This window comes from Arthrobacter sp. 05N429, assembly GCF_056397045.1.
In genome coordinates this window covers 54845-74033 of sequence record NZ_JBFTMQ010000001.1, presented here as the reverse complement: position 1 = coordinate 74033, position 19189 = coordinate 54845, and the positions used below count along the sequence as shown (strand labels likewise).

Here is a 19189-nt window from a genome sequence, read left to right as displayed (position 1 = left end):
GCAACAGCCGGCTAGTCGAACCAGGGGTCCAGTCCGTAGAGCGGAAAGACTTCCTTGCGGGTGGCCATCACTGTCCGGTCCACTTCGTCGTTCGGATCGAAGCCGACTTCCCAGGATCGCCACCAAAGGTCGACGTCGTCGCCCATCATTTCCGGTGCGTCCACTCCGTATTTTGACCCGTAGGTGTCCTTCACATAGCTGCGCCAGTCCTCCGGGACCGGTGTGCGGAGCGGGACAGGGCGCCCGGCGGCGATCGCGATCAGGTGGCTCCATGACCTCGGCACCACAGTGACGACGTTGTAGCCGCCGCCGCCCGTGGAGATCCAGCGGTTGTCGCAGTACCGGGCAGCGAGGTTGCCGATGGCAGTGGCGGCCTCCCGCTGGCCGTCGACGCTGATGTTGAGGTGCGTCAGCGGATCCAGCCGGTGGGAGTCGCAGCCGTGCTGGCTCACGATGACCTCCGGCTCGAATGCCCCCACGAGCTGCGGCACGACGGCGTGGAAGGCCCGGAGCCAGCCGCCGTCCCCGGTCCCAGCCGGCAGGGCCACGTTCACGGCGCTGCCCTGCGCGTTGGGCCCGCCGATCTCGTTGGCGTACCCAGTGCCCGGGAACAGGGTCAGCCCCGTCTCGTGCAGGGAAATCGTCAGCACGCGCGGATCGTCCCAGAAGATGCTCTGGGTTCCGTCGCCGTGATGGGCGTCAATGTCGATGTACCCCACGCGCTGCACACCGCCGTCGAGCAGCCGCTGGATGGCGAGGGCCGCGTCGTTGTAAATGCAGAAACCGCTCGCGCGTTCGCGGGCCGCGTGGTGCATGCCCCCGCCGAAGTTCACCGCCCGGACGGCGGTGCCGTCCAGGATGGCGGCGGCGGCCAGGAGGGAGCCGCCGGCCAGCCGGGCACTGGCCTCGTGCATGCCGGCGAAAGCCGGGTCATCCTCGGTACCGAGCCCGCGTTCCAGGTCCGGGGTCCCGGGATCCGCGCTCACCCGCCGCACGGCGGCGACGAAGTCCGGGCTGTGGACCGTGCACAGCTCCGCGTCGCTGGCGACGTCCGGGGCCGAGACCGTAACGTGGTCCAGATCCAGCAGGCCGAGGCTTCCCGCCAGCCTGGCGGTGAGTTCCATCCGCTCCGGGGCCATCGGGTGGCCGTGGCCAAAGTTATAGGCGGTCATGGCAGGGTCCCACACAACCGTCGTCGGCAGTGCGGCCTGTGTGAGCCCCGGCAGGTATGTCATCAATCACAGGCTACCCGAGCGCGGGAGCCCGCTCCCCAGTCATTGCGCGGGGTTTAGTGGTTTACTACTGAAGGAAACAGTTTCTAGCAAGGAAATGTCACACATGACGCAAAGCCAGTCGAGGTCCAAGAGCCCGGCCAGCTGGCACCCCGGCATTCCGGAGCGGGAGGGCCTGTGGATTTTTACACGCCTTCGCGACTTCATCGACAACATCGCCAACACCTCCCCTGCCCGGCTGGCACTGACCGCGTTCGGCGTGGTGATCCTGGTGTTCACCGCCTTGTTGTCCCTGCCGGTGTCCTCAGCCGCGGGTGAGTTCACCCCGCTATACCAGTCCCTGTTCACCGCGGTGTCGGCGGTCTGCGTCACGGGCCTGACCGTGGTGTCCACGGCCGTGCACTGGTCCTTCTTCGGCCAGCTCGTCATCCTGGTCGGCGTCTTCGTGGGCGGCCTGGGCACCCTGACGCTGGCCTCGCTGCTGGCCCTCATGGTGAGCAAGAAGCTGGGTGTGCGCGGCAAGCTGATCGCCCAGGAGGCCATGAACGCCGGCCGCCTTGGCGAGGTGGGCACCCTGCTGCGGATCGTCATTGTGACGTCCGTGGTCATCGAGGCCGCGCTGGCGCTGGCGCTGATCCCCCGGTTCCTGCTGCTGGGCGAAAGCTTCGGCCAAGCTGTCTGGCATGGTGTGTTCTACTCGATTTCCTCGTTCAACAACGCCGGCTTCACGCCGCACTCGGACGGCATCGTCCCGTACGAGACCGACTTGTGGATCCTGGTCCCGCTGATGCTGGGCGTCTTCCTGGGCAGCCTGGGGTTCCCGGTGGTGATGGTGCTGCAGCAGAACGGTTTGAACTGGAAGAAGTGGAACCTGCACACCAAGCTGACCATCCAGGTCTCGCTGATCCTGCTCGTCGGCGGGACCGTGCTGTGGGGGCTGATGGAATGGGACAACCTGCGGACCATCGGCGATATGACGGTGGCGGACAAGGTCACTCATTCACTTTTCGCGTCCGTGATGACCCGCTCCGGCGGCTTCAACCTCGTGGACCAGAACCATATGGAATCCACCACGATGCTCCTGACCGATGCCCTGATGTTCGCCGGCGGCGGTTCGGCGTCGACGGCGGGCGGCATCAAGGTCACCACCATCGCGGTGATGTTCCTGGCGATCGCGGCCGAGGCCCGCGGCGACTCCGATGTGAAGGTCTACGGCCGCACCATCCCCGAGGGCACCATGCGGGTGGCCATCTCGGTCATCGTCGCCGGCGCCACACTCGTCGCAGTGTCGGCCATGCTCCTGCTCCACATCAGCGGTGCGTCCCTGGACCGGGTGCTGTTTGAAACGATTTCCGCTTTCGCCACGGTCGGCCTCAGCACGAACCTGAGTGCCGAGCTGCCGCCGTCGGGCGTTTACGTCCTGAGCGCCCTGATGTTCGCCGGGCGCGTCGGCACCGTCACCCTCGCCGCCGCCCTGGCCCTGCGCCAGCGCAGCCAGCTGTACCACTACCCGGAAGAGAGACCCATCATTGGCTAGTTCCTCAGGCGCCGTCAACCGCCCCGCCCACAACGCCCCCGTGCTGGTGATCGGGCTGGGCCGCTTCGGCGCATCCACGGCTGAACAGCTCGTCAAGCAGGGCCGCGAGGTGCTGGCCATCGAACGCGACCGGAGCCTGGTCCAGAAGTGGTCCAGCGTCCTGACCCACGTGGTCGAGGCCGACGCCACCAACATCGATGCCCTCCGCCAGCTCGGCGCCCAGGAGTTCAGTTCCGCCGTCGTGGGCGTGGGCACCTCGATCGAATCCTCGGTGCTGATCACGGTGAACCTCGTGGACCTCGGCATCGAGCACCTCTGGGTCAAGGCGATCACGCCCTCCCACGGAAAGATCCTGACCCGGATCGGCGCCAACCATGTGATCTATCCGGAGGCCGACGCCGGCGTCCGCGCCGCGCACCTGGTCTCCGGCCGGATGCTGGACTTCATCGAGTTCGACGACGACTTCGCGATCGTGAAGATGTATCCGCCCCGTGAAACCGTGGGCTTCACGCTGGACGAGTCCAAGGTCCGGTCCAAGTACGGCGTCACGATCGTGGGCGTCAAGTCCCCGGGCGAGGACTTCACCTACGCCCGGCCGGAGACGAAGGTGTCCTCACGGGACATGCTCATCGTTTCCGGGCACGTGGACCTGCTGGAGAGGTTCGCCGCCCGGCCATAGCGCCGGTGGCGGCGGCCGGGCCTAGTCGCCTCCGCGGGTGGGGGCGGCGCCGTCCGGGTCCGGGCCGGTGGCCAGATTCCTCGTGGCCGGCCCCTGGATAACCGTGCCGTCAGTGCTAAAACGGGAGCCGTGGCAGGGACAGTCCCACGTCACGTCCGCCGGATTGAACTCGACGGTGCAGCCGAGGTGCGTGCAGATGGCCGATACAGCCTGGACGTCCCCCGCGGGATTGACGTAGACGGCAGTCTTGGCCCCCTTGACGTCCACCACTTTCCCCTCTCCCAGGGCTACTTCCGCCGGGGCTACTTCCGCCGGGGCAGCGCCGGCCGGGGGCACCCCCTCTGCCGGGTGCGACGGCGCCGCGCGCATTGCTCCACCGCTCCTGGTGCTGTCGAAAACTGCGGCCCACGGGTTAGCGGTGCCGCAGAGCGTGTCCCGGAGGATCAAGGCAGCGGCCGTGCCATTGGTGAGGCCCCATTTGCGGAGGCCGGTGATCACGTGGACATGCCGGGACTCCGGAGCCATGAGGCCCACGTAGGGCAGCCCATCGGCCGGCATGGCGTCCTGGGTGGACCAGCGGAAGGCGATCTCCCCGGCGCCCAGGCGGTCGCGGGCAAAAGCCGCGAGCCGACCGTACCGCTCAGCGGAGTCAACGCTTTCGGTAGCCGGGTGCCCTTCACCGCCGGCCAACACGTAGCTGGTGCCCTCGACGTCGACGGTCAGGATAGAGCGCATCGGCTCATCGACGCTGACAAAGGTTGCATCCAGCGGGGGAACTGCGCTGCGTCCGGCGACGATATACGAGCGGTGCGCATAGCATCGCCCGGCGAATTGTCCGTTGTCCCCGAAAGGCAGGTTCGTTGCCACAATGATGTCCCTCGCCCGGACTGATCCCCGCTCCGTGTCCACCACGGCCGGAGAGCCGTCCCGGAAACCCGTGGCAGGCGACTCCTCAAAGACGAAGCTGCCATCCCCGTCCACGGCCCGGGCCAGGCCCTGCACGTACCTGAGCGCGTGGATCTGGGCCTGGCCGTCGAAACGGACGGCGCCCCTGACCGCGAAGGGCAGCGGCACGTCATTGGTGAAGGAGGCCGGCAGCCCGAGCCGTCCGGCAAGCGCCGCTTCCTCCCGGACCAGTGCAAGCGCAGGCTCGGATTCGGCGTAGGTGTAGTTAATCACCCGCCGGAAGCCGCAGTCGATTCCTTCCGCCGCCACGACGTCCGCAATGTGCTCAATTGCTGCCTCGTTGGCCTGCCCGTAGGTGGCGGCGGTGCCAACGCCGTGGCGGGCCGCAAGTTCGGAGTAGGCAAGCCGGTGCAGTGAGGTGACCTTGCCCGTCGTGTTTCCGGTGACGCCGGTGCCCACCCGCGCCGCCTCCAGCACGGCCACCGTCCGGCCCGCCCTCTTCAGGGCCAGGGCGGCAGTCAGGCCTGCGATGCCGCCGCCGATCACGGCAACATCCACGTCCAGGGACGCGGCAGCGTCCACGTCCAGGGACGGGTAGGTGGCGGCTCCTCCGGTGGCAGTCCAGAGGGAAAGGAGTCGTCCTGGCGGCTGTTCCTTCACGGTCCCGACCTCCACGCACTAGGTTTCCTCCGCCGTCGGGCGCGTTCTTCCCGGCGTCGCTGCCTTTAGCTACCGCAGGATCAGGGACCGGCGGTCTTCGCCGCCTTCGCGGCGGCCTTGGCGGCCTGCTTGCTGGCGCGCACCTTGCTCAGCGACTCCGGATCCACAATGTCGGCGACGGACAGGAAGGCGTTCTCCTGCCCGTAGTGGCCGGCAGCCTCGCGCCAGCCTTCGGCTTGGAGTCCACACTGCTTTCCCAGCAGCGCCAGGAAGATCTTCGCCTTTTGTTCGCCGAAACCCGGCAGCGCCTTGAGCCGGCGCAGCACCTCCTGCCCGTCGGGATCACCCTGCGTCCAGATGGCAGCAGCGTCGCCGTTCCAGTCGCTGTGCACCGTCTCGGCGAGGGTCTGGACGCGGCCTGCCATTGATCCTGGGAACCGGTGGACGGCCGGGCGTTCTTTGAACATCTCGACGAATGCCTGCGGATCGTAGCCGGCGATCGCGGCGGGGTCCATGGAACCGATGCGCGTCCGGATCTTTTCGGGACCGGCAAAGGCCGACTCCATGGTCACCTGCTGGTCAAGCAGCATGCCGGTGAGCAGGGCGAACGCGTCGTCGCCGAGTAGTTTGTCCGCCGCGGGATCCCCTGTGATGTGCAGTTCCATGGGTCCTATCCTGCCATCCGGTCCGGTCTGCGTCATGGCTTCACCCGGGTTGGGCTAGCCGAGCTGCTTGGTGATCTCCGCGGCCCTCGCTGCGGCGGCGCTGGCGCCGCCGGCAATGATCGCGGGGAGCCCGCGCTCATCAAAGGTGGCGATGGCGCGTTCAGTGGTGCCGTTGGGGCTGGTGACGGCCTTGCGCAACGCCGTCGGATCAGCGCCAGGCTCAGCCAGCATGAAGCCCGCCCCGGCGACGGTTTCACGCGCAATCAGCAGCGACAGGTCACGGTCGAGTCCCAGTTCGACGCCGGCGTCCGCCATGGCTTCGGCCAGGTAAAACGCGTACGCCGGGCCAGAGCCGCTGATTGCGGACAGCGCATCGACCTGGTGCTCGGGGATTTCGACGACGGTGCCCGCGGCAGCGAGGACGTCTTTGGCCAGCTGGAGCTGCGCGGCGGAGCAGTGCGTCCCCGGGGACACGGACACGACGCCGCGGCCCAGCTTCGCGGGGGTGTTCGGCATCGTCCGGATCACCGGCTGGCCGGCCGGCAGCGCGGCTTCCAGCTGCTCCAGCGACACAGCGGCGGCGACGCTGATGACGATCGCGTCCGGTGCCAGCGAATCGCTGATCTCACGGGCCAGATCCGCGATGCCCACGGGCTTGACGCCCAGGATCACGACGCCGGCGCCGGTGGCGGCCTGTTTGTTGTTCTCCGGCTCTTCCTCGCCGGCGATCGCCGTGATGCCGTGATGCCGTTTGGCGAGTTCGTCGGCGCGTTCCGCGCGGCGGACCGTGGCGACGATGTCCGCCGGGTCAGTACCGCCCGCGATCAGGCCGCCCATAATGGCCTCGTTCATTGATCCACAGCCCAGGAATGCGATTCGGTTGCTCATCCCCCCATCATTGCAGTCCGCCCCGATTCACAGCCAGCTCACATCCTCAGGTCAGGGTCTTCACAAACTCCACGGCTAGCGTAGTAGTTACCTCATTGAGGGTGCGAGTGATGCGGCAGGCATGCGGATGTCTGCCCGGCACCGGTGGTCTGCAGCGGGTTTCCCCCCATTTTCCCGCAGCGGACGGCCGGTGCCTTCGTCGTTAAACGGCCGGTCCCGGCCCGGCGGTCCGCAGGCGGGCATCCAGGAAATTCCGGTCGGCAGCATTTCGGACCAGCTCCAGCGCGGCGCGGTACGCTGCGGCGGCCTCGGCCCGGCGGCCCAGCCGGACCAGCAAATCCGCACGCACGGCATGGAACAGGCTGTAGCTGTCGAGCCCGAGCGCGTCGACCAGGAGCAGGGCAGGTTCGGGACCCTCGACCTCGGCAAGCGCCACCGCCCGGTTGAGGGCCACGACGGGTCCGGGCGCGGCGTCGGTGAGCTGGTCATAGAGCCGGAGGATCTGCCGCCAGTCTGTTGCTGCGGCGTCGTTCGCGTCGCTGTGGACGGCGTTGATCGCGGCCTGGAGCTGGTACGGTCCTGGCTGGTTCCGCCGCAGGCATTGGCGCACCAGCTCCTGGCCTTCGGCGATCAGGGTCCGGTCCCACAGCCGCCGGTCCTGGTCGGCTAGGAGCACCAGGCCGCCGCCGGCCTCCCGCGCGGCGCGTCGTGATTCGGTCAGCAGCATCAGGGCCAGCAGTCCCTTGGCTTCGGGTTCGTCCGCCATCAGCGCGACGAGCAGGCGGCCCAGCCGGACCGCTTCCCGGCAGAGGTCCTCGCGGATCGGCGGGCCGCCGGAGCTGGAACTGTAGCCCTCGTTGAAGATGAGGTACACCACGGCCAGCACCGGTTGCAGCCGTCCCGGAAGTTCCGCCCCGCGCGGCACCCGGTACGGGATCCTGGCATCCCGGATCTTGGCTTTGGCCCGGACAAGGCGCTGGGCCATGGTGGATTCCGGCACCAGGAAGGCATGGGCGATTTCCGCCGTCGTGAGTCCGCCCAGCAGCCGAAGCGTCAGTGCCACCTGGACGTTTGTGGCCAGGGCCGGGTGGCAGCAGGTGAATATCAGCCGCAGCCTGTCGTCGTCCACCGTGCCCTCCCTTGTGAGTTCAGTGATCACGATTTCCTCGGGTGTCGGCACTGCCGGCGAGCGGGCCACCTGCAGCTGCGCGGCCATGCGCTGTTTGTCCCCGCGTCCGGCTTCCCGGCGCAGCCGGTCCACGGCCCGGTTCCGGGCCGTCGTGATGATCCAGCCTGTCGGGCTTGGCGGGATGCCTGATGACGGCCAGTGCCGGACGGCGATCATGAAGGCATCCTGGATGGCGTCCTCGGCGGCATCGATGTCCCCGAGGACGCGGGTCAGGACTGCCACCGCACGCCCGTATTCCTGCCGGAAGACACGGGCGATGTCCTCCTCCGGTGTCCCGCCGGGTTCCGGCGTCGGTACGCCTGGCATGGTTGCGCGAACCGTTCCCGGGTGCCTAGTGCTGGACGGGTCGCACTTCGATGGGGAGGGTGGTGGCGCGGGCAAGCTTGCCGGCCCAGCCGAGGGCGGCGTCGAGGTCGGATGCTTCGATGACGGTGAATCCTCCGAGGTGTTCCTTCACTTCGGCGAAGGGACCGTCGGTGATGAGCACCTCGGTGCCCTGCTGCCGCACGACAGTGGAGGACCCTGCGGGATGCAGGCCGGCCGCGAATACCCAGGCGCCGGCGGCCTTCATTTCGCGGTTCAGGGCCTCGAGGTCCCGCATGATGGGCTCCAGGATTTCCGGGGCCGGTGCGGGACCGACGGGCTGGTAAACACTGAGCAGGTACTGTGCCATGGTGGTGTCCTCCTTGACGATTGGGCCGGCTCCGTACCGGCCTCTCACCTTCTAGACGAACGGCGGGCGTCCGGATCGACACGCCACCCGGGGCAACCCGGCAGCCGTGGCCCCTTACCGGGCGTCGGCCGGTGCGCCCTGCGTTGCTTCCGCCTCGTCTCCGTCGGGCGACTGCAGCACAGGGGGGTGGCCGGTCCCGGTCACGTGGGGCGCGGGCCCCAGCGGCCCCTCGAAGACCAGCTGGTCCAGCCGGCGGAGGATCAGTCCTTCGCGGAGCGCCCAGGGGCAGATCTCCATGCTGGGGAACTCGAACATCTCGAGGGCAGCCTCGGCCACGAGAGCGCCGGCCAGCAGTTGGGGGGCGCGGGCTTCGGAGACCCCCGGCAGGTTGAGCCGGTCCTCCACCTCCATGGCCGAGATGCGCTGCGCCCAGAGACCCAGATCCGTGGAGAACAGTTCCCTTTTGACGTAGGGGCCGGCGCCGCTGGGCGCGGCCCCTGCGATGCGGGCCAGCGAGCGGAAGGTCTTGGAGGTGCCTGCCACGTGGTTCGCCTTGCCCAGCTTTTCAAAGTCACGCACGACCGGCTTGAGCGTGGTCCGGATGTAGCGGCGGAGTTCCTTGACGCTCTTGGCCGACGGCGGGTCCTCCTGAAGCCAGTCCCGGGTGAGCCGGCTCGCCCCGAGCGGTACGGACGTCGCCAGTTCGGGGAGTTCGTCCTCCCCGTAGGCCATTTCGAAGGAGCCGCCGCCGATGTCCAGGTTCAGAATGGGACCGGCGCCCCACCCGTACCAGCGGCGGACGGCGAAGAACGTCATGGAGGCCTCTTCGCTGCCGGTCAGTTCCTGGAGCGTCACAGTGGTCTCATGCTTGACCCGGGCCAGCACGGCAGGACCGTTGGTGGCCTCGCGGATCGCTGACGTACAAAACGCCAGCAGGTCCTCGGCTTTGTGCTTGGCCGCGAATTCCCACGCTTCGAGGACGAACTCGATCAGCTCGTGCTGGCCGTCGTCGTTAATGCTGCCGTCGCTCTCGAGGAACTGCACGAGGGACAGCGGGCGTTTGTGCGAGGCAAACGGCACAGGGCGCGCGCCGGGATGGGCGTCCACGAGCAGCAGGTGGACAGTGTTTGATCCGATATCAAGGACGCCAAGACGCATAGTGCCATTATTCCCCCGGGGACGCGGCCCGCCTAACGGTCCGCGTCCGGACGACCCGGTTAGGCCTGGCCGTCCTGGGAGGCATCGTCCGGCTCCTCGGCGGGCTTGAAGTCGCGGCGGATGTTTGCCACGCCTTCCGGATCGATCTCGAAGCCGAAGGCGGCACCGGGGTTGATGACCATGCCGAGATCGTCGCCGAGGTTGCCGAGGATCGCGGCGCCCTCGGTGCCGAGCACGTTGGGTGCGGCTTCCAGGTACTGCTCGGCGACGCGGCTCGGGTGGGAGAACACGGCCAGGACAGGATTCCCGGAGGAGTTGGCCAGCACCAGCGGCTCGACCTGGGCATCGGCACCCTCGAGTGCATCGGAGCTGACGATGTAGACCTCGTTGTTGAGGAACGCGAGGATGACGTCAACGGGGTTGGCGTCCGGCTGCTCCCCCACGGCAAGCTTCTCTTCGAGGTCGTTCAGCGGCTGGAGGTCCAAGTGGGCGGGCTGTTCAGTCATGCCTCTACTCGATCACGTTGCGCCCGGGTCCGCAAACGCGAAATCGCCGGAAACCCGCGAAGCCGCCGGGAGCTTCCGGCGAATCCGCGCGTTTCCGGCGACTTCGGTGTGGCAGTCCTACTTCTTCGCGGCAGCCTTGCGGGCCGGGGCCTTGCGCGCCGTCGTCGTGCGCTTGACCGGACCCTTGGCGCGCTTCTCGGCGAGGAGTTCGACGGCCTGTTCCCGGGTCAGCTCCTCCAGCGCGGTGGAGCGCGGCACGGTGATGTTAGTGACGCCGTCGGTGATGTACGGGCCGAACCGGCCTTCCTTCACCACGATGTTCTTCTCCGAGACCGGATCCGGGCCGAACTCCGCCAGCGGCGGGACGGCGGCGCGGGCGCCGCGCTGCTTCGGCTGGGAGTAGATCTCCAGCGCCTGCTCGAGCGTGATCGTGAAGATTTCCTCTTCCGAGCCGATGGACCGCGAGTCCGTGCCCTTCTTCAGGTACGGGCCAAAGCGGCCGTTCTGCACCGTGATCGGAGTGCCCTCGGCGTCCTGGCCGAGCACCCGGGGCAGACTCATGAGCTGCAGGGCCTCGTCCAGGGTGATGGTGTCCACGCCCATCGATGCGAACAGGGACCCGGTGCGGGGCTTGGCCTTCACGGGCTTCTTCGGGGGCTTGGGCTTGCCGTTCTTGTAGTACTCCACCGGCTGGCTGGCGAGCTGCTCCTCGGTCATCTCCGGGATGATCTCGGTGACGTAGGCGCCGTAGCGGCCGTTCTTGGCGACGACGGTGTGTCCGGTGTGCGGGTCCGCGCCGAGCACGCGCTCTTCGGGCGCGGCGGTTTCCATCAGCTCGATCGCTTTGGCCGCGGTGAGCTCGTCCGGGGCCAGATCCTCGGGGACGTTGGCGCGGGCGGCCTCCACGACTTCGCCGGTCTTCGGATCGACGGTCGGGATGGAGCTCTCCAGGTACGGGCCGAACTTCCCGACCCGCAGCGTGATGCCGTCGGTGATCGGAATGGAGTTGATTTCGCGGGCGTCGATCTCGCCGAGGTTGTTGACGATGCTCAGCAGGCCCGGCTCGGAATCCTCGCCGAAATAGAAGTGCTTGAGCCAGGCGGGCCCGGCCGCCTGGCCGTTGGCGATCTTGTCCAGGTCCGCTTCCATGTCGGCCGTGAACTCGTAGTCCACGTAGTCGTGGAAGTGCTGTTCCAGCAGCCGGATCACGGAGAACGCGATCCAGCTTGGGACCAGCGCCGAACCCTGCTTCCGGACGTAGCCCCGGTCCTGGATGGTGGAGATGGTGGAGGCGTAGGTGGACGGGCGTCCGATGCCCTTCTTTTCCAGCTCGGCGGTCAGAGACGCTTCCGTGAAGCGCGGCGGCGGGGAGGTCTCGTGTCCGACGGCGACAATCTCCGAGGCGGTGAGCGCGTCGTCCTTGGCCACGTTGGGCAGCCGGCGTGCTTCCTCGGAGTCGTCGTCGCCGCGGCTTTCGTCCTTGCCTTCTTCGTAGGCGGCGAGGAAGCCGGGGAACGTGATGACGGTGCCGGAAGCCGAGAATTCGGCGTCGCGGCTCTCGCCCGGGGCACCAACAGTGACAGCGCCGAGGCGGATGGTGGCGGTGGAGCCCTTGGCATCGGCCATCTGCGAGGCGACGGTGCGCTTCCAGATCAGCTCGTAAAGGCGGAACTCGTCGCCGGAGAGCTGTTTGGCCACCTGGGCCGGCGTGCGGAAGGAGTCACCGGCGGGACGGATGGCCTCGTGGGCCTCCTGCGCGTTGGCAGCCTTGCCGCTGTAGACGCGCGGGGACGCGGGGACGTATTCCGGGCCGTAAAGCTCGGAGGCCTGGCGCCGCGCCGCCGTAATGGCCTCGTTGCTCAGCGCGGAGGAGTCCGTACGCATATAGGTGATGTAGCCGTTTTCGTACAGCCGCTGGGCCACCTGCATGGTGCTCTTGGAGGAGAAGCGCAGCTTGCGGCCGGCCTCCTGCTGCAGCGTCGACGTGGTGAACGGCGCGGCGGGGCGGCGGGTGTACGGCTTCGTGTCGACGGAGCGGACGCGGAAATCGGCGTTCTGCAGGCCGGCGGCAAGCGAGGTGGCGAGTTCCTCGTTGAGGTGCACGGCGTTGCGGGAGGTCAGCTCACCGTTGTCGTTGAAGTCGCGGCCGCTGGCGACCTTGGCGCCGTCGACCATGGCCAGCTTCGCTTTGAAGGAGCCGGACCCGGCGCCGAACTGGCCGGTCAGGTCCCAGTAGGAGGCCGCTTTGAAGGCCATCCGCTCACGTTCGCGGTCCACCACCATGCGGGTCACAACGGACTGCACGCGCCCGGCCGAGAGTCCGCGGGCAACCTTGCGCCACAGCACCGGGGAAATCTCGTAGCCGTAGAGGCGGTCCAGCACGCGGCGGGTTTCCTGCGCGTCCACCAGGTCCTGGTCGACGTCGCGCAAGTTGTCCATGGCGCGGTGGATGGCTTCCTTGGTGATTTCACCGAAGGTCATCCGGTAGACCGGCACCTTGGGCTTGAGCACTTCCAGCAGGTGCCACGCGATGGCCTCGCCCTCGCGGTCCCCATCGGTTGCGAGATAGACAGCGTCGGCGTCTTTGAGCTGGGCCTTGAGTTCGGCGACCTTTTTCTTCTTGTCCGGGGACACCACGTAGTACGGCTTGAAGTCGTTATCAATGTCGACGGCGAACTTGCCCACCGAGGTCTTCTTCAGATCCGCCGGCAGTTCCGAAGGCTGCGGAAGGTCGCGGATGTGACCAATGGAGGCCTCAACAATGAAGCCCTCGCCGAGGTACTTGGCGATGGTCTTGCTCTTGGCGGGAGACTCCACAATCACGAGTTTCTTACCGGTTTTGGCCTTGCTTGGCACGGTGCTCCTACAGAAAAAGGTTTCTCGGGCAGATGCGCCCATACCCGCCTAGTTCACCATATTTTGCAGATTCCCGCGCATCCAGCCCGTAATCGCGGGCCTCCGGACACAGCTTCCGGACGTAATGTGCCCTGCGCCTCGGCCCCTGCTGCCGGGCGCGGCCACCGCAGCCGGGATGGCCTCAGGCGGGGGTGCCCGACGGGCTGGCCAGGGCCTTCCCGCGGTCATCCGGGATCATCGACCACATGGTCGCCATCCGCTCTGCACCTTCGGGGACGTGGTCCGGGTCCTCCAGCTCGTAGTCCCGCAGCAGGTCGAAGAGCCGGCTGTTCAGCTCGGCCCGCTGCGCCGGAGTCAGGTAGAGCAAACTGCTGGCAAGCACCACGGAGGAGGGGCCGTCCCCGGCTTCGCCGCGCTGGCGCCGCTCGTCCCGGGTCTTGGCATAGGCGTTGACGCGCCGGCGGTAGGCGTCCAATTCAAGGTCCAGCACGGCGAACTCGGGGCTCGCAACGCCTCCGCCCGACTTAATCGTGAAGTCGGTGCCCGCGGCTTTCCAGCGGCGTTCCCGGGCATCACCGGCCGTGGCGGCCGGCACCACGATGCCCCACTTCTGCAGCGCGCGGAGGTGATAACTCATGGCGCTCGGCGTGAGGCCGGTCTGCGCGGCGAGTTCGGTGGCCGTCCGGCTCACCTGGGTTGAATACAGTTCGGAGATGACTTCCAGCCGGGCAGCATGGGCCAGCGCCCGGATCGCTTTCGGGTCGGTGATCTCCACTTTCTTTTCCGGGCGCTGCCGGCGCTTCGTGGCCGGAGGGAGCGGAGCCTCCGCCATTGGGGTTTCTGCATTCACACCACCAGTCTACCGAGCGCCGCCAAACTATGAAAGAAGTGCTTGACACTAAGTTCCGGCGGGGAGTACCTTGCGATTATGAAACATACACTTCATAACCTGCCCGGCGATTCCGTGGCCTCGCAACCCCTCTGGCGCAACGGCGATTTCGTTCTTGCCAGCAGTGCCCGCTTCATTGCCACGGCCGGCATGGGCGCCGTCATCGTCAGCGTTATGCTGCACCTGCAGAACATCGCCGCCGCCGGCCAGACCGCCGTGGCCGGGCCCTGGCTCGTCGCGGCCTATCTGCTCTGTTCCGCGCTCCCGCTGGTGCTGCTGGCACCCTGGGCCGGCCGGCTGGCCGACACCCGGGATTCCAGGACGCTCGCGACGGCGTCCTCCGTGGTCAGTGCCGCGGCGGTCGCCGGCATGGGGCTGGGGATGCAGTATCTGGACAACTACCTTCCGGTGCTGTTCGCCATGACGTTCCTCCTCGACACCGCCCAGGCGGTGGCCGGGCCGACCTGGCAGGCCCTGCTGCCCCGGATCGTGGGCGAGGAGCGCACCCCGCGCGCGCTGGGCACCATGCAGGCAACCATCATGATCGCGGGCATGGTGGGGCCGGCCGCGGGCGGGCTCTTCAGCGGCTGGGGCGGATCCGGCCTCGTGTTTGCCGCTGCCAGCGCCTGCTACCTGGCGATGGCCCTGGGCGCCCTGCTGATCCGGACCCGCCGCGGCACCGCCGCCGAACGGGTCGGCAGGGACAAGCCCGCACTGCTGGATGGACTGCGCCTGATCCGCCGCGACGGCCTGGTCTGGGCCCTGGTCCTCGGCGCGCTGTTCTTCATCACCGTCGGCGAGGCGACCAACGTCCTTGAGGTGTTCCTTGCCCGCGACGAGCTCGGCGCCTCCGAGACGCAGTACGGGCTGCTGGCCGCGTCATTCGGCCTCGGGATGGCTTCGGGCGCGGCACTTGCCAGCCGGATCAAGACCCCGCCGGCCCGCCTGCGCGCACTGCTGGCCTCGATGGCCCTGACCTCGGCCTTCCTGGGAATCATGGCCCTGGTGCCGAGCGTCGAGCTGCTGTTCGTGGCCTACACGGCCATGGGGGCCGCCTGCGGGGTGCTGAACGCGTGCTTCGGGGCGATTGCCATCCTCCGGATCCCGGAAAGCGGACGCGGCCAGGCCATGGCGATCATCGGCGGCATGACCCGGGCCGTCTCCATCGGGGCGCTCGCGCTGGGCGGGCTGCTTGGCGCGCTGCTCCCCATTCGGGTGAGCTTCCTGGTCACCGGGGTGGGCGGGGTCCTGGTGGCCCTCGCCGTGACCGTCTATGTCCTGCCGCGCTACGGCAGCGACGGAGCAGCTGTCCCCGCCGCCGACGACGCCGCGCCCGGCGCCCCGGTACGGTTGGCCGGGTCAGGCGGGCAGCAGGAAGCCGTCGCGGACCAGATTGGCCACCTCGGCGAGCAGGCCGGCACGGAAGGCCTCCCCGTCCCAGCCCTCTCCCCCGCCCAGCAGCGCCTCGAGGGCGCCGATGATCTGCCCGGCGGACAGGTCGCCGTCGCACGCTGAGACGAAGCCCGCCAGTTCGGTGCTCAGCAGGTTGGTGCGGCGCAGGCCGGCACCCTGGCGCAGCAGGATGACGCCGGGGTGCTCTGCTCCGGGGCGCTGGTGCCGCTCCTCGGTCACGTCCCCGGCCACGAGCAGGTGCGCGGCCGCCAGATCGTGGGCGGCCAGCCAGTCGGCGCGCTCCACGGCGGCGCCGAGGTGCGGGCCGACGGGCTGCTCGATCGGATAGGTGATTTCCTCGAAGCGCGTCAGCACCGGGGCGCCGGCGGCGGGCCGCCGCAGCCAGATCATCCCGAAGCCGATGGCCTCGACACTGCGGGAGGCGAAATCGTCCAGGTACGCGGCGTACGAGTCCTGGTAGAGCCGCCGGTCGCGCGCCTCCGAGGCGTCCTGCAGCCACGTCTCGGCGTACTGCTCCGGGCTGACCTGCTCGCGCTGGATCAACCAGACATCCGCGTCCGGACTGGCCCAGCTTTGCGGCCGTTCCGCCCAGGCAGCGCCCGCCGGGATCTCCCAGTTGCCCAAAAGCTGGGCTGTTCCGCCGGGGGTGAGGACCGAGGGAAGGGCCCGGACCAGCGAGGCGACGATGTCATCGCCCGGCAGGCCGCCGTCGCGGTAGGTGAACTGGTCCGCGGCGGCCTCGCCCACGCTGCGCGGCGTGATCACGAAGGGCGGGTTGGAGACCACCAGCTCGAACTCCTCGCCCGCCACAGGATCGAGCAGGGAGCCCTGCCGCAGGCTGACCCGGGCTTCCAGATCGGCGGGGTCCAGGAGCAGCTGGCCGGCGTTGAGCAACAGGTTGAAGCGCGTGAACGCGAGGGCGCGGTCCGAGATATCGGTGGCGGTGACGTGCTCGGCGTGGTGCAGCAGGTGGAACGTTTGGATGCCGCAGCCGGTGCCAAGGTCCAGGGCACGGGCCACGTGTCGGCGGGCGGTGACCTGCACCAGGGTGGTGGAGGCCTGCCCGATCCCGAGCACGTGGTCGTGGCGCAGCACGCCCGGGCGCTGGTGGGCAGCCAGGTCACTGGCCACCCAGAGCTCGGCCCCGCCGCTGCCGACGGCGTTCTCCCCGTGGGTGCCGTCCCCCTGGGTGCCGTCCCAGCCGTACGGGCGAAGATCCACCTTGGCCTGCATCCGGCCCTCCGCCGACGGCTCCACAAGACCCAGTTCCAGCAGGCCCTCCGTGCGGACGCCGGGCAGTGCGGCATCGAGCGTTGCAGCCGGCTGCGGTTCGGCCAGCAGCCAGAGACGGACGACGGCGGCGAGCGCCGCCGTCGTCTCCGCCCGAGCGGCCGCCTCGGTGACGATCAGCGCGGGGACGAGCTGGTCGCGGCTCAGGGCGCTGTGCGCTGCCGGGCCGAGGAGTCCGGCGACGCCGTCAACGGTATAGCCGATGCCGTGCAGGTCCGTGGCCAGGGAACCCAACAGGCCGGGGAGGTCGCTGCGGGGCGCGTCGGGAGTGTTGCCGGCCGTGAAATGCGTTGAGGGAGTCACCGGACAAGTTTAGTCCCGGCGCAGCTCGGCCCCCTGCGGCCGGGGGCTCAAGCTCCGGCCCTAGAGATGCTTCGCGGCGTAGATCCCCAGGGCGTCGCGGACAAAGGCTGCCCCGGCGTCGCCACCGTAGTTCGCGGCGAACCGCGGATCGGCAACGTACATCTCGCCGAGCCCCGTGACGTAGCCCTTCACGTCGCCACCGCTCCCCGTCGCGGAAGACGAGGCCGGCGTGCCCGGAATTCCGGTCAGCCAGTCAACGTGCCGCCGGGCCAGCTCCTGGGCCTCGGCACTGTCCGCCGCGATTCCCGCCTCGGCGGCCGCAGTCCAGTCACTGCCCAGCTGGCGGGAACGCAGTTTCCAGGCTTCCTTCCCGGCCGGGTCCATCCCGCGCCACCAGGCGTCGCTGTCCGCGTACGCTTCCTTGCCCCAACGTTGTTCCACCTCGTCCTTGTACTGGGTGTGGTCGAAGCCGTCGAACATTTCCTCCGCCATGATCTCTCCTCCAACTTTCAGTGCTTCAATCGTCTGCCGGACCGACGCAATTTGCCGCGCCAGCCGGTCTTGTTCCTGCCGCAGCCAGTCCAGGTGGCGGCCCAGTGCCTGTTCGGCGTCGGGCTCGTGGTCGAGGACCTCCGCGATGGCCGGCAGCCCGAGCCCGAGGTCCCGCAGGAGCAGGATGCGCTGCAGCCGCACGAGCGAAGCCTGGTCGTAGAACCGGTAGCCGTTGGCCCCGGTCCGGCTCGGTTTGAGCAGCCCGACGTCGTCATAGTGGCGCAGTGTCCGGCTCGTGGTGCCGGCGTTTCGGGCGATCTGTTGCACGGACCACTCCACTTGGCACCCTCCTTCCGCTCCGTGCCGGCCGCTTCCGGGCCGGTCATCCGATGCTAGATCTTGACGCTACGTCAAGGTCAAGGCCCGTGGTCAGGGCCCGTGCAGGGCGGTCGGTCCGGACGCCTACGGCCTGCAGTAGCATGGGCGGTATGCATACGCAGCAGCGATTTATCAGCCCTCGGCCGCTTTCCGGCCGCACGGGCTTCTTGTCGCGCACATAACTGCAGCCGCCGGGGTCCGTCCGGTGCAGCGGCTGAGGGTGAAGCTTCCCCCTTCCCGCACACAAGACCAAGGACCCCTCATGAAGAACTACCTGACCCCCGCCGAGCTGCAATCCGCGCTGGCGCTCCGCGATTTGTCCAATCCCGCCCAGGGCCCCCACGCGATGTCACTGCTGCTGGCAGACGTCACAATGGCGCTGGAACGCCTCTGGGGCATCGGGGCGGAAACCCACCGGATCAGTCCCCTTGTCTCGACCGCCGATAACTACGACCGCCTGGGCTACTCCCCCGACGACGTCACCCGCGATTCGCGCTACTCACGCCATGTCAGTCCCACGGTGATGCTGCGGAGCCACACCTCGGCGGGCGTTCCTGCGCTGCTGGACGCGCTGCGCCAGGACATGGGCCGCTACGACCGGCTGCACGCAATGCCCGGCCTGGTGTACCGGCGGGACTCGATCGACCGCACCCATGTCGGCGCCCCGCACCAGGTGGATTTGTGGAGAGTCAAGGCGCGCGGCCTGCTGGGCACGGCCGCGCTGCACGAGATGATGGCAGCCGTCGTGGAGGCGGTCCTTCCTGCCTCCCTGCATCCGGACGTGGAGTGGCGCGCAACCCCCGCAACCCACAGCTACACGGACACGGGCAGGCAGCTGGACGTGCTCGTCACCCAGCCGGACGGCACGCGGGAATGGCTGGAACTGGCCGAATGCGGCCTCGTCGCCGCGCAGGTTCTCCGCGGCTCCGGGCTGGATCCGCGCCGCTGGGCCGGCCTCGCCATGGGACTGGGGCTGGACCGTGCCTTGATGCTGCGCAAGGGCATCCGGGACATCCGGCTGCTTCGCTCGGAAAACCCCGACGTCCAGGCCCAGCTGCTGGATCTGAGCCCCTACCGGCCGGTCTCGGTCATGCCGGAAGTCAGGCGTGACCTGTCCCTGGTGCTCGGCTCCGCGGCGGAGGCCGACGTCGAGCTGCTGGGAGACCGTGCGCGGACGGCCCTCGGGGCGGAGGCCGAGGTGCTGGCTGCACTGGAGATCCGGGCCGTCACCGCGGCGTCGGAGCTACCGCCCGCCGCCGTCGAGCGGCTCCGGCTCGCTCCGGAGCAGGTGAACGTGCTGCTGCGGATGGTGCTGCAGCCGCTCGACCGGACGCTGACCGATGAGGAGGCCAACCTCATCCGGGACCGCGTATGCCTTGCCCTGCACCGGGGCCGCGTGATGGAGCTGATCAGCGGGTAGGGCGCGGGGACGCGGTCCGCGGTGGGCGCGGTCCGGGGGCGCCGGCAACAGCGGT

The 19189-nt window shown here is 68.5% G+C and carries 15 protein-coding genes and 1 pseudogene; 4 read left to right on the top strand and 12 right to left on the bottom strand.

Annotated elements, in window-relative coordinates:
- Positions 1-11: 11 nt before the first annotated feature.
- Positions 12-1235, bottom strand: coding sequence for an acetoin utilization protein AcuC (locus AC1DF4_RS00350; RefSeq protein ID WP_476911038.1), 1224 nt, complete (start codon positions 1233-1235; stop codon positions 12-14).
- Between the two features lie 103 nt (positions 1236-1338).
- On the opposite strand from AC1DF4_RS00350, the gene AC1DF4_RS00345 reads away from it, so the two are divergent.
- Both AC1DF4_RS00345 and AC1DF4_RS00340 read left to right on the top strand, forming a co-directional pair.
- On the top strand, positions 1339-2769 hold the full coding sequence (locus AC1DF4_RS00345; protein ID WP_476911037.1) for a TrkH family potassium uptake protein: 1431 nt from the start codon (positions 1339-1341) through the stop codon (positions 2767-2769).
- 40 nt (positions 2770-2809) lie between these two features.
- Positions 2810-3448, top strand: a complete 639-nt coding sequence (locus AC1DF4_RS00340) for a potassium channel family protein (RefSeq protein WP_175558467.1) — start codon at positions 2810-2812, stop codon at positions 3446-3448.
- Positions 3449-3469: 21 nt separating this feature from the next.
- Here AC1DF4_RS00340 and AC1DF4_RS00335 read toward each other — a convergent pair whose 3' ends face one another.
- The 9 genes from AC1DF4_RS00335 to AC1DF4_RS00295 form a co-directional block, all read right to left on the bottom strand.
- The gene (locus AC1DF4_RS00335; protein ID WP_476911036.1) at positions 3470-5014 is read right to left on the bottom strand and encodes an FAD-dependent oxidoreductase; all 1545 of its coding nucleotides are present in this window, start codon (positions 5012-5014) and stop codon (positions 3470-3472) included.
- 80 nt (positions 5015-5094) lie between these two features.
- A complete protein-coding gene (locus tag AC1DF4_RS00330; RefSeq protein WP_476911035.1) occupies positions 5095-5679 on the bottom strand; it encodes an HhH-GPD-type base excision DNA repair protein in 585 nt (194 codons plus the stop codon).
- Positions 5680-5733: 54 nt separating this feature from the next.
- On the bottom strand, positions 5734-6567 hold the full coding sequence (gene proC, locus AC1DF4_RS00325; protein WP_476911034.1) for a pyrroline-5-carboxylate reductase: 834 nt from the start codon (positions 6565-6567) through the stop codon (positions 5734-5736).
- 202 nt (positions 6568-6769) lie between these two features.
- On the bottom strand, positions 6770-8062 hold the full coding sequence (locus AC1DF4_RS00320; RefSeq protein ID WP_476911033.1) for an RNA polymerase sigma factor: 1293 nt from the start codon (positions 8060-8062) through the stop codon (positions 6770-6772).
- A 25-nt stretch (positions 8063-8087) separates the two neighbouring features.
- Positions 8088-8429: a YciI family protein gene (locus AC1DF4_RS00315; RefSeq protein WP_476911032.1), complete on the bottom strand. Its 342-nt coding sequence runs from the start codon at positions 8427-8429 to the stop codon at positions 8088-8090.
- 114 nt (positions 8430-8543) lie between these two features.
- Complete coding sequence (locus tag AC1DF4_RS00310) at positions 8544-9587, bottom strand: Ppx/GppA phosphatase family protein (protein ID WP_476911031.1); 1044 nt, start codon at positions 9585-9587, stop codon at positions 8544-8546.
- Positions 9588-9646: 59 nt separating this feature from the next.
- Positions 9647-10093 carry an SseB family protein gene (locus AC1DF4_RS00305; protein WP_476911030.1) on the bottom strand — a complete coding sequence of 149 codons (447 nt, stop codon included), beginning with the start codon at positions 10091-10093 and terminating at the stop codon, positions 9647-9649.
- A 117-nt stretch (positions 10094-10210) separates the two neighbouring features.
- On the bottom strand, positions 10211-12949 hold the full coding sequence (topA, locus tag AC1DF4_RS00300; protein WP_476911029.1) for a type I DNA topoisomerase: 2739 nt from the start codon (positions 12947-12949) through the stop codon (positions 10211-10213).
- Between the two features lie 181 nt (positions 12950-13130).
- Positions 13131-13799, bottom strand: coding sequence for an ArsR/SmtB family transcription factor (locus AC1DF4_RS00295; protein ID WP_476911028.1), 669 nt, complete (start codon positions 13797-13799; stop codon positions 13131-13133).
- Between the two features lie 78 nt (positions 13800-13877).
- Here AC1DF4_RS00295 and AC1DF4_RS00290 point away from each other — a divergent pair.
- Positions 13878-15149, top strand: a pseudogene (locus tag AC1DF4_RS00290) (MFS transporter); the annotation flags it as partial.
- A gap of 48 nt (positions 15150-15197) precedes the next feature.
- On the opposite strand, the gene AC1DF4_RS00285 reads toward AC1DF4_RS00290, so the two are convergent.
- Entirely contained in the window at positions 15198-16844 is a 1647-nt protein-coding gene (locus AC1DF4_RS00285) for a DUF7059 domain-containing protein (protein ID WP_476911027.1), read from the bottom strand.
- Between the two features lie 60 nt (positions 16845-16904).
- Positions 16905-17675 carry a MerR family transcriptional regulator gene (locus AC1DF4_RS00280; RefSeq protein WP_476911026.1) on the bottom strand — a complete coding sequence of 257 codons (771 nt, stop codon included), beginning with the start codon at positions 17673-17675 and terminating at the stop codon, positions 16905-16907.
- 301 nt (positions 17676-17976) lie between these two features.
- Here AC1DF4_RS00280 and srmL point away from each other — a divergent pair, with 301 nt between their 5' ends.
- A complete protein-coding gene (gene srmL / locus AC1DF4_RS00275; RefSeq protein WP_476911025.1) occupies positions 17977-19134 on the top strand; it encodes a PheS-related mystery ligase SrmL in 1158 nt (385 codons plus the stop codon).
- Positions 19135-19189 lie beyond the last annotated feature (55 nt).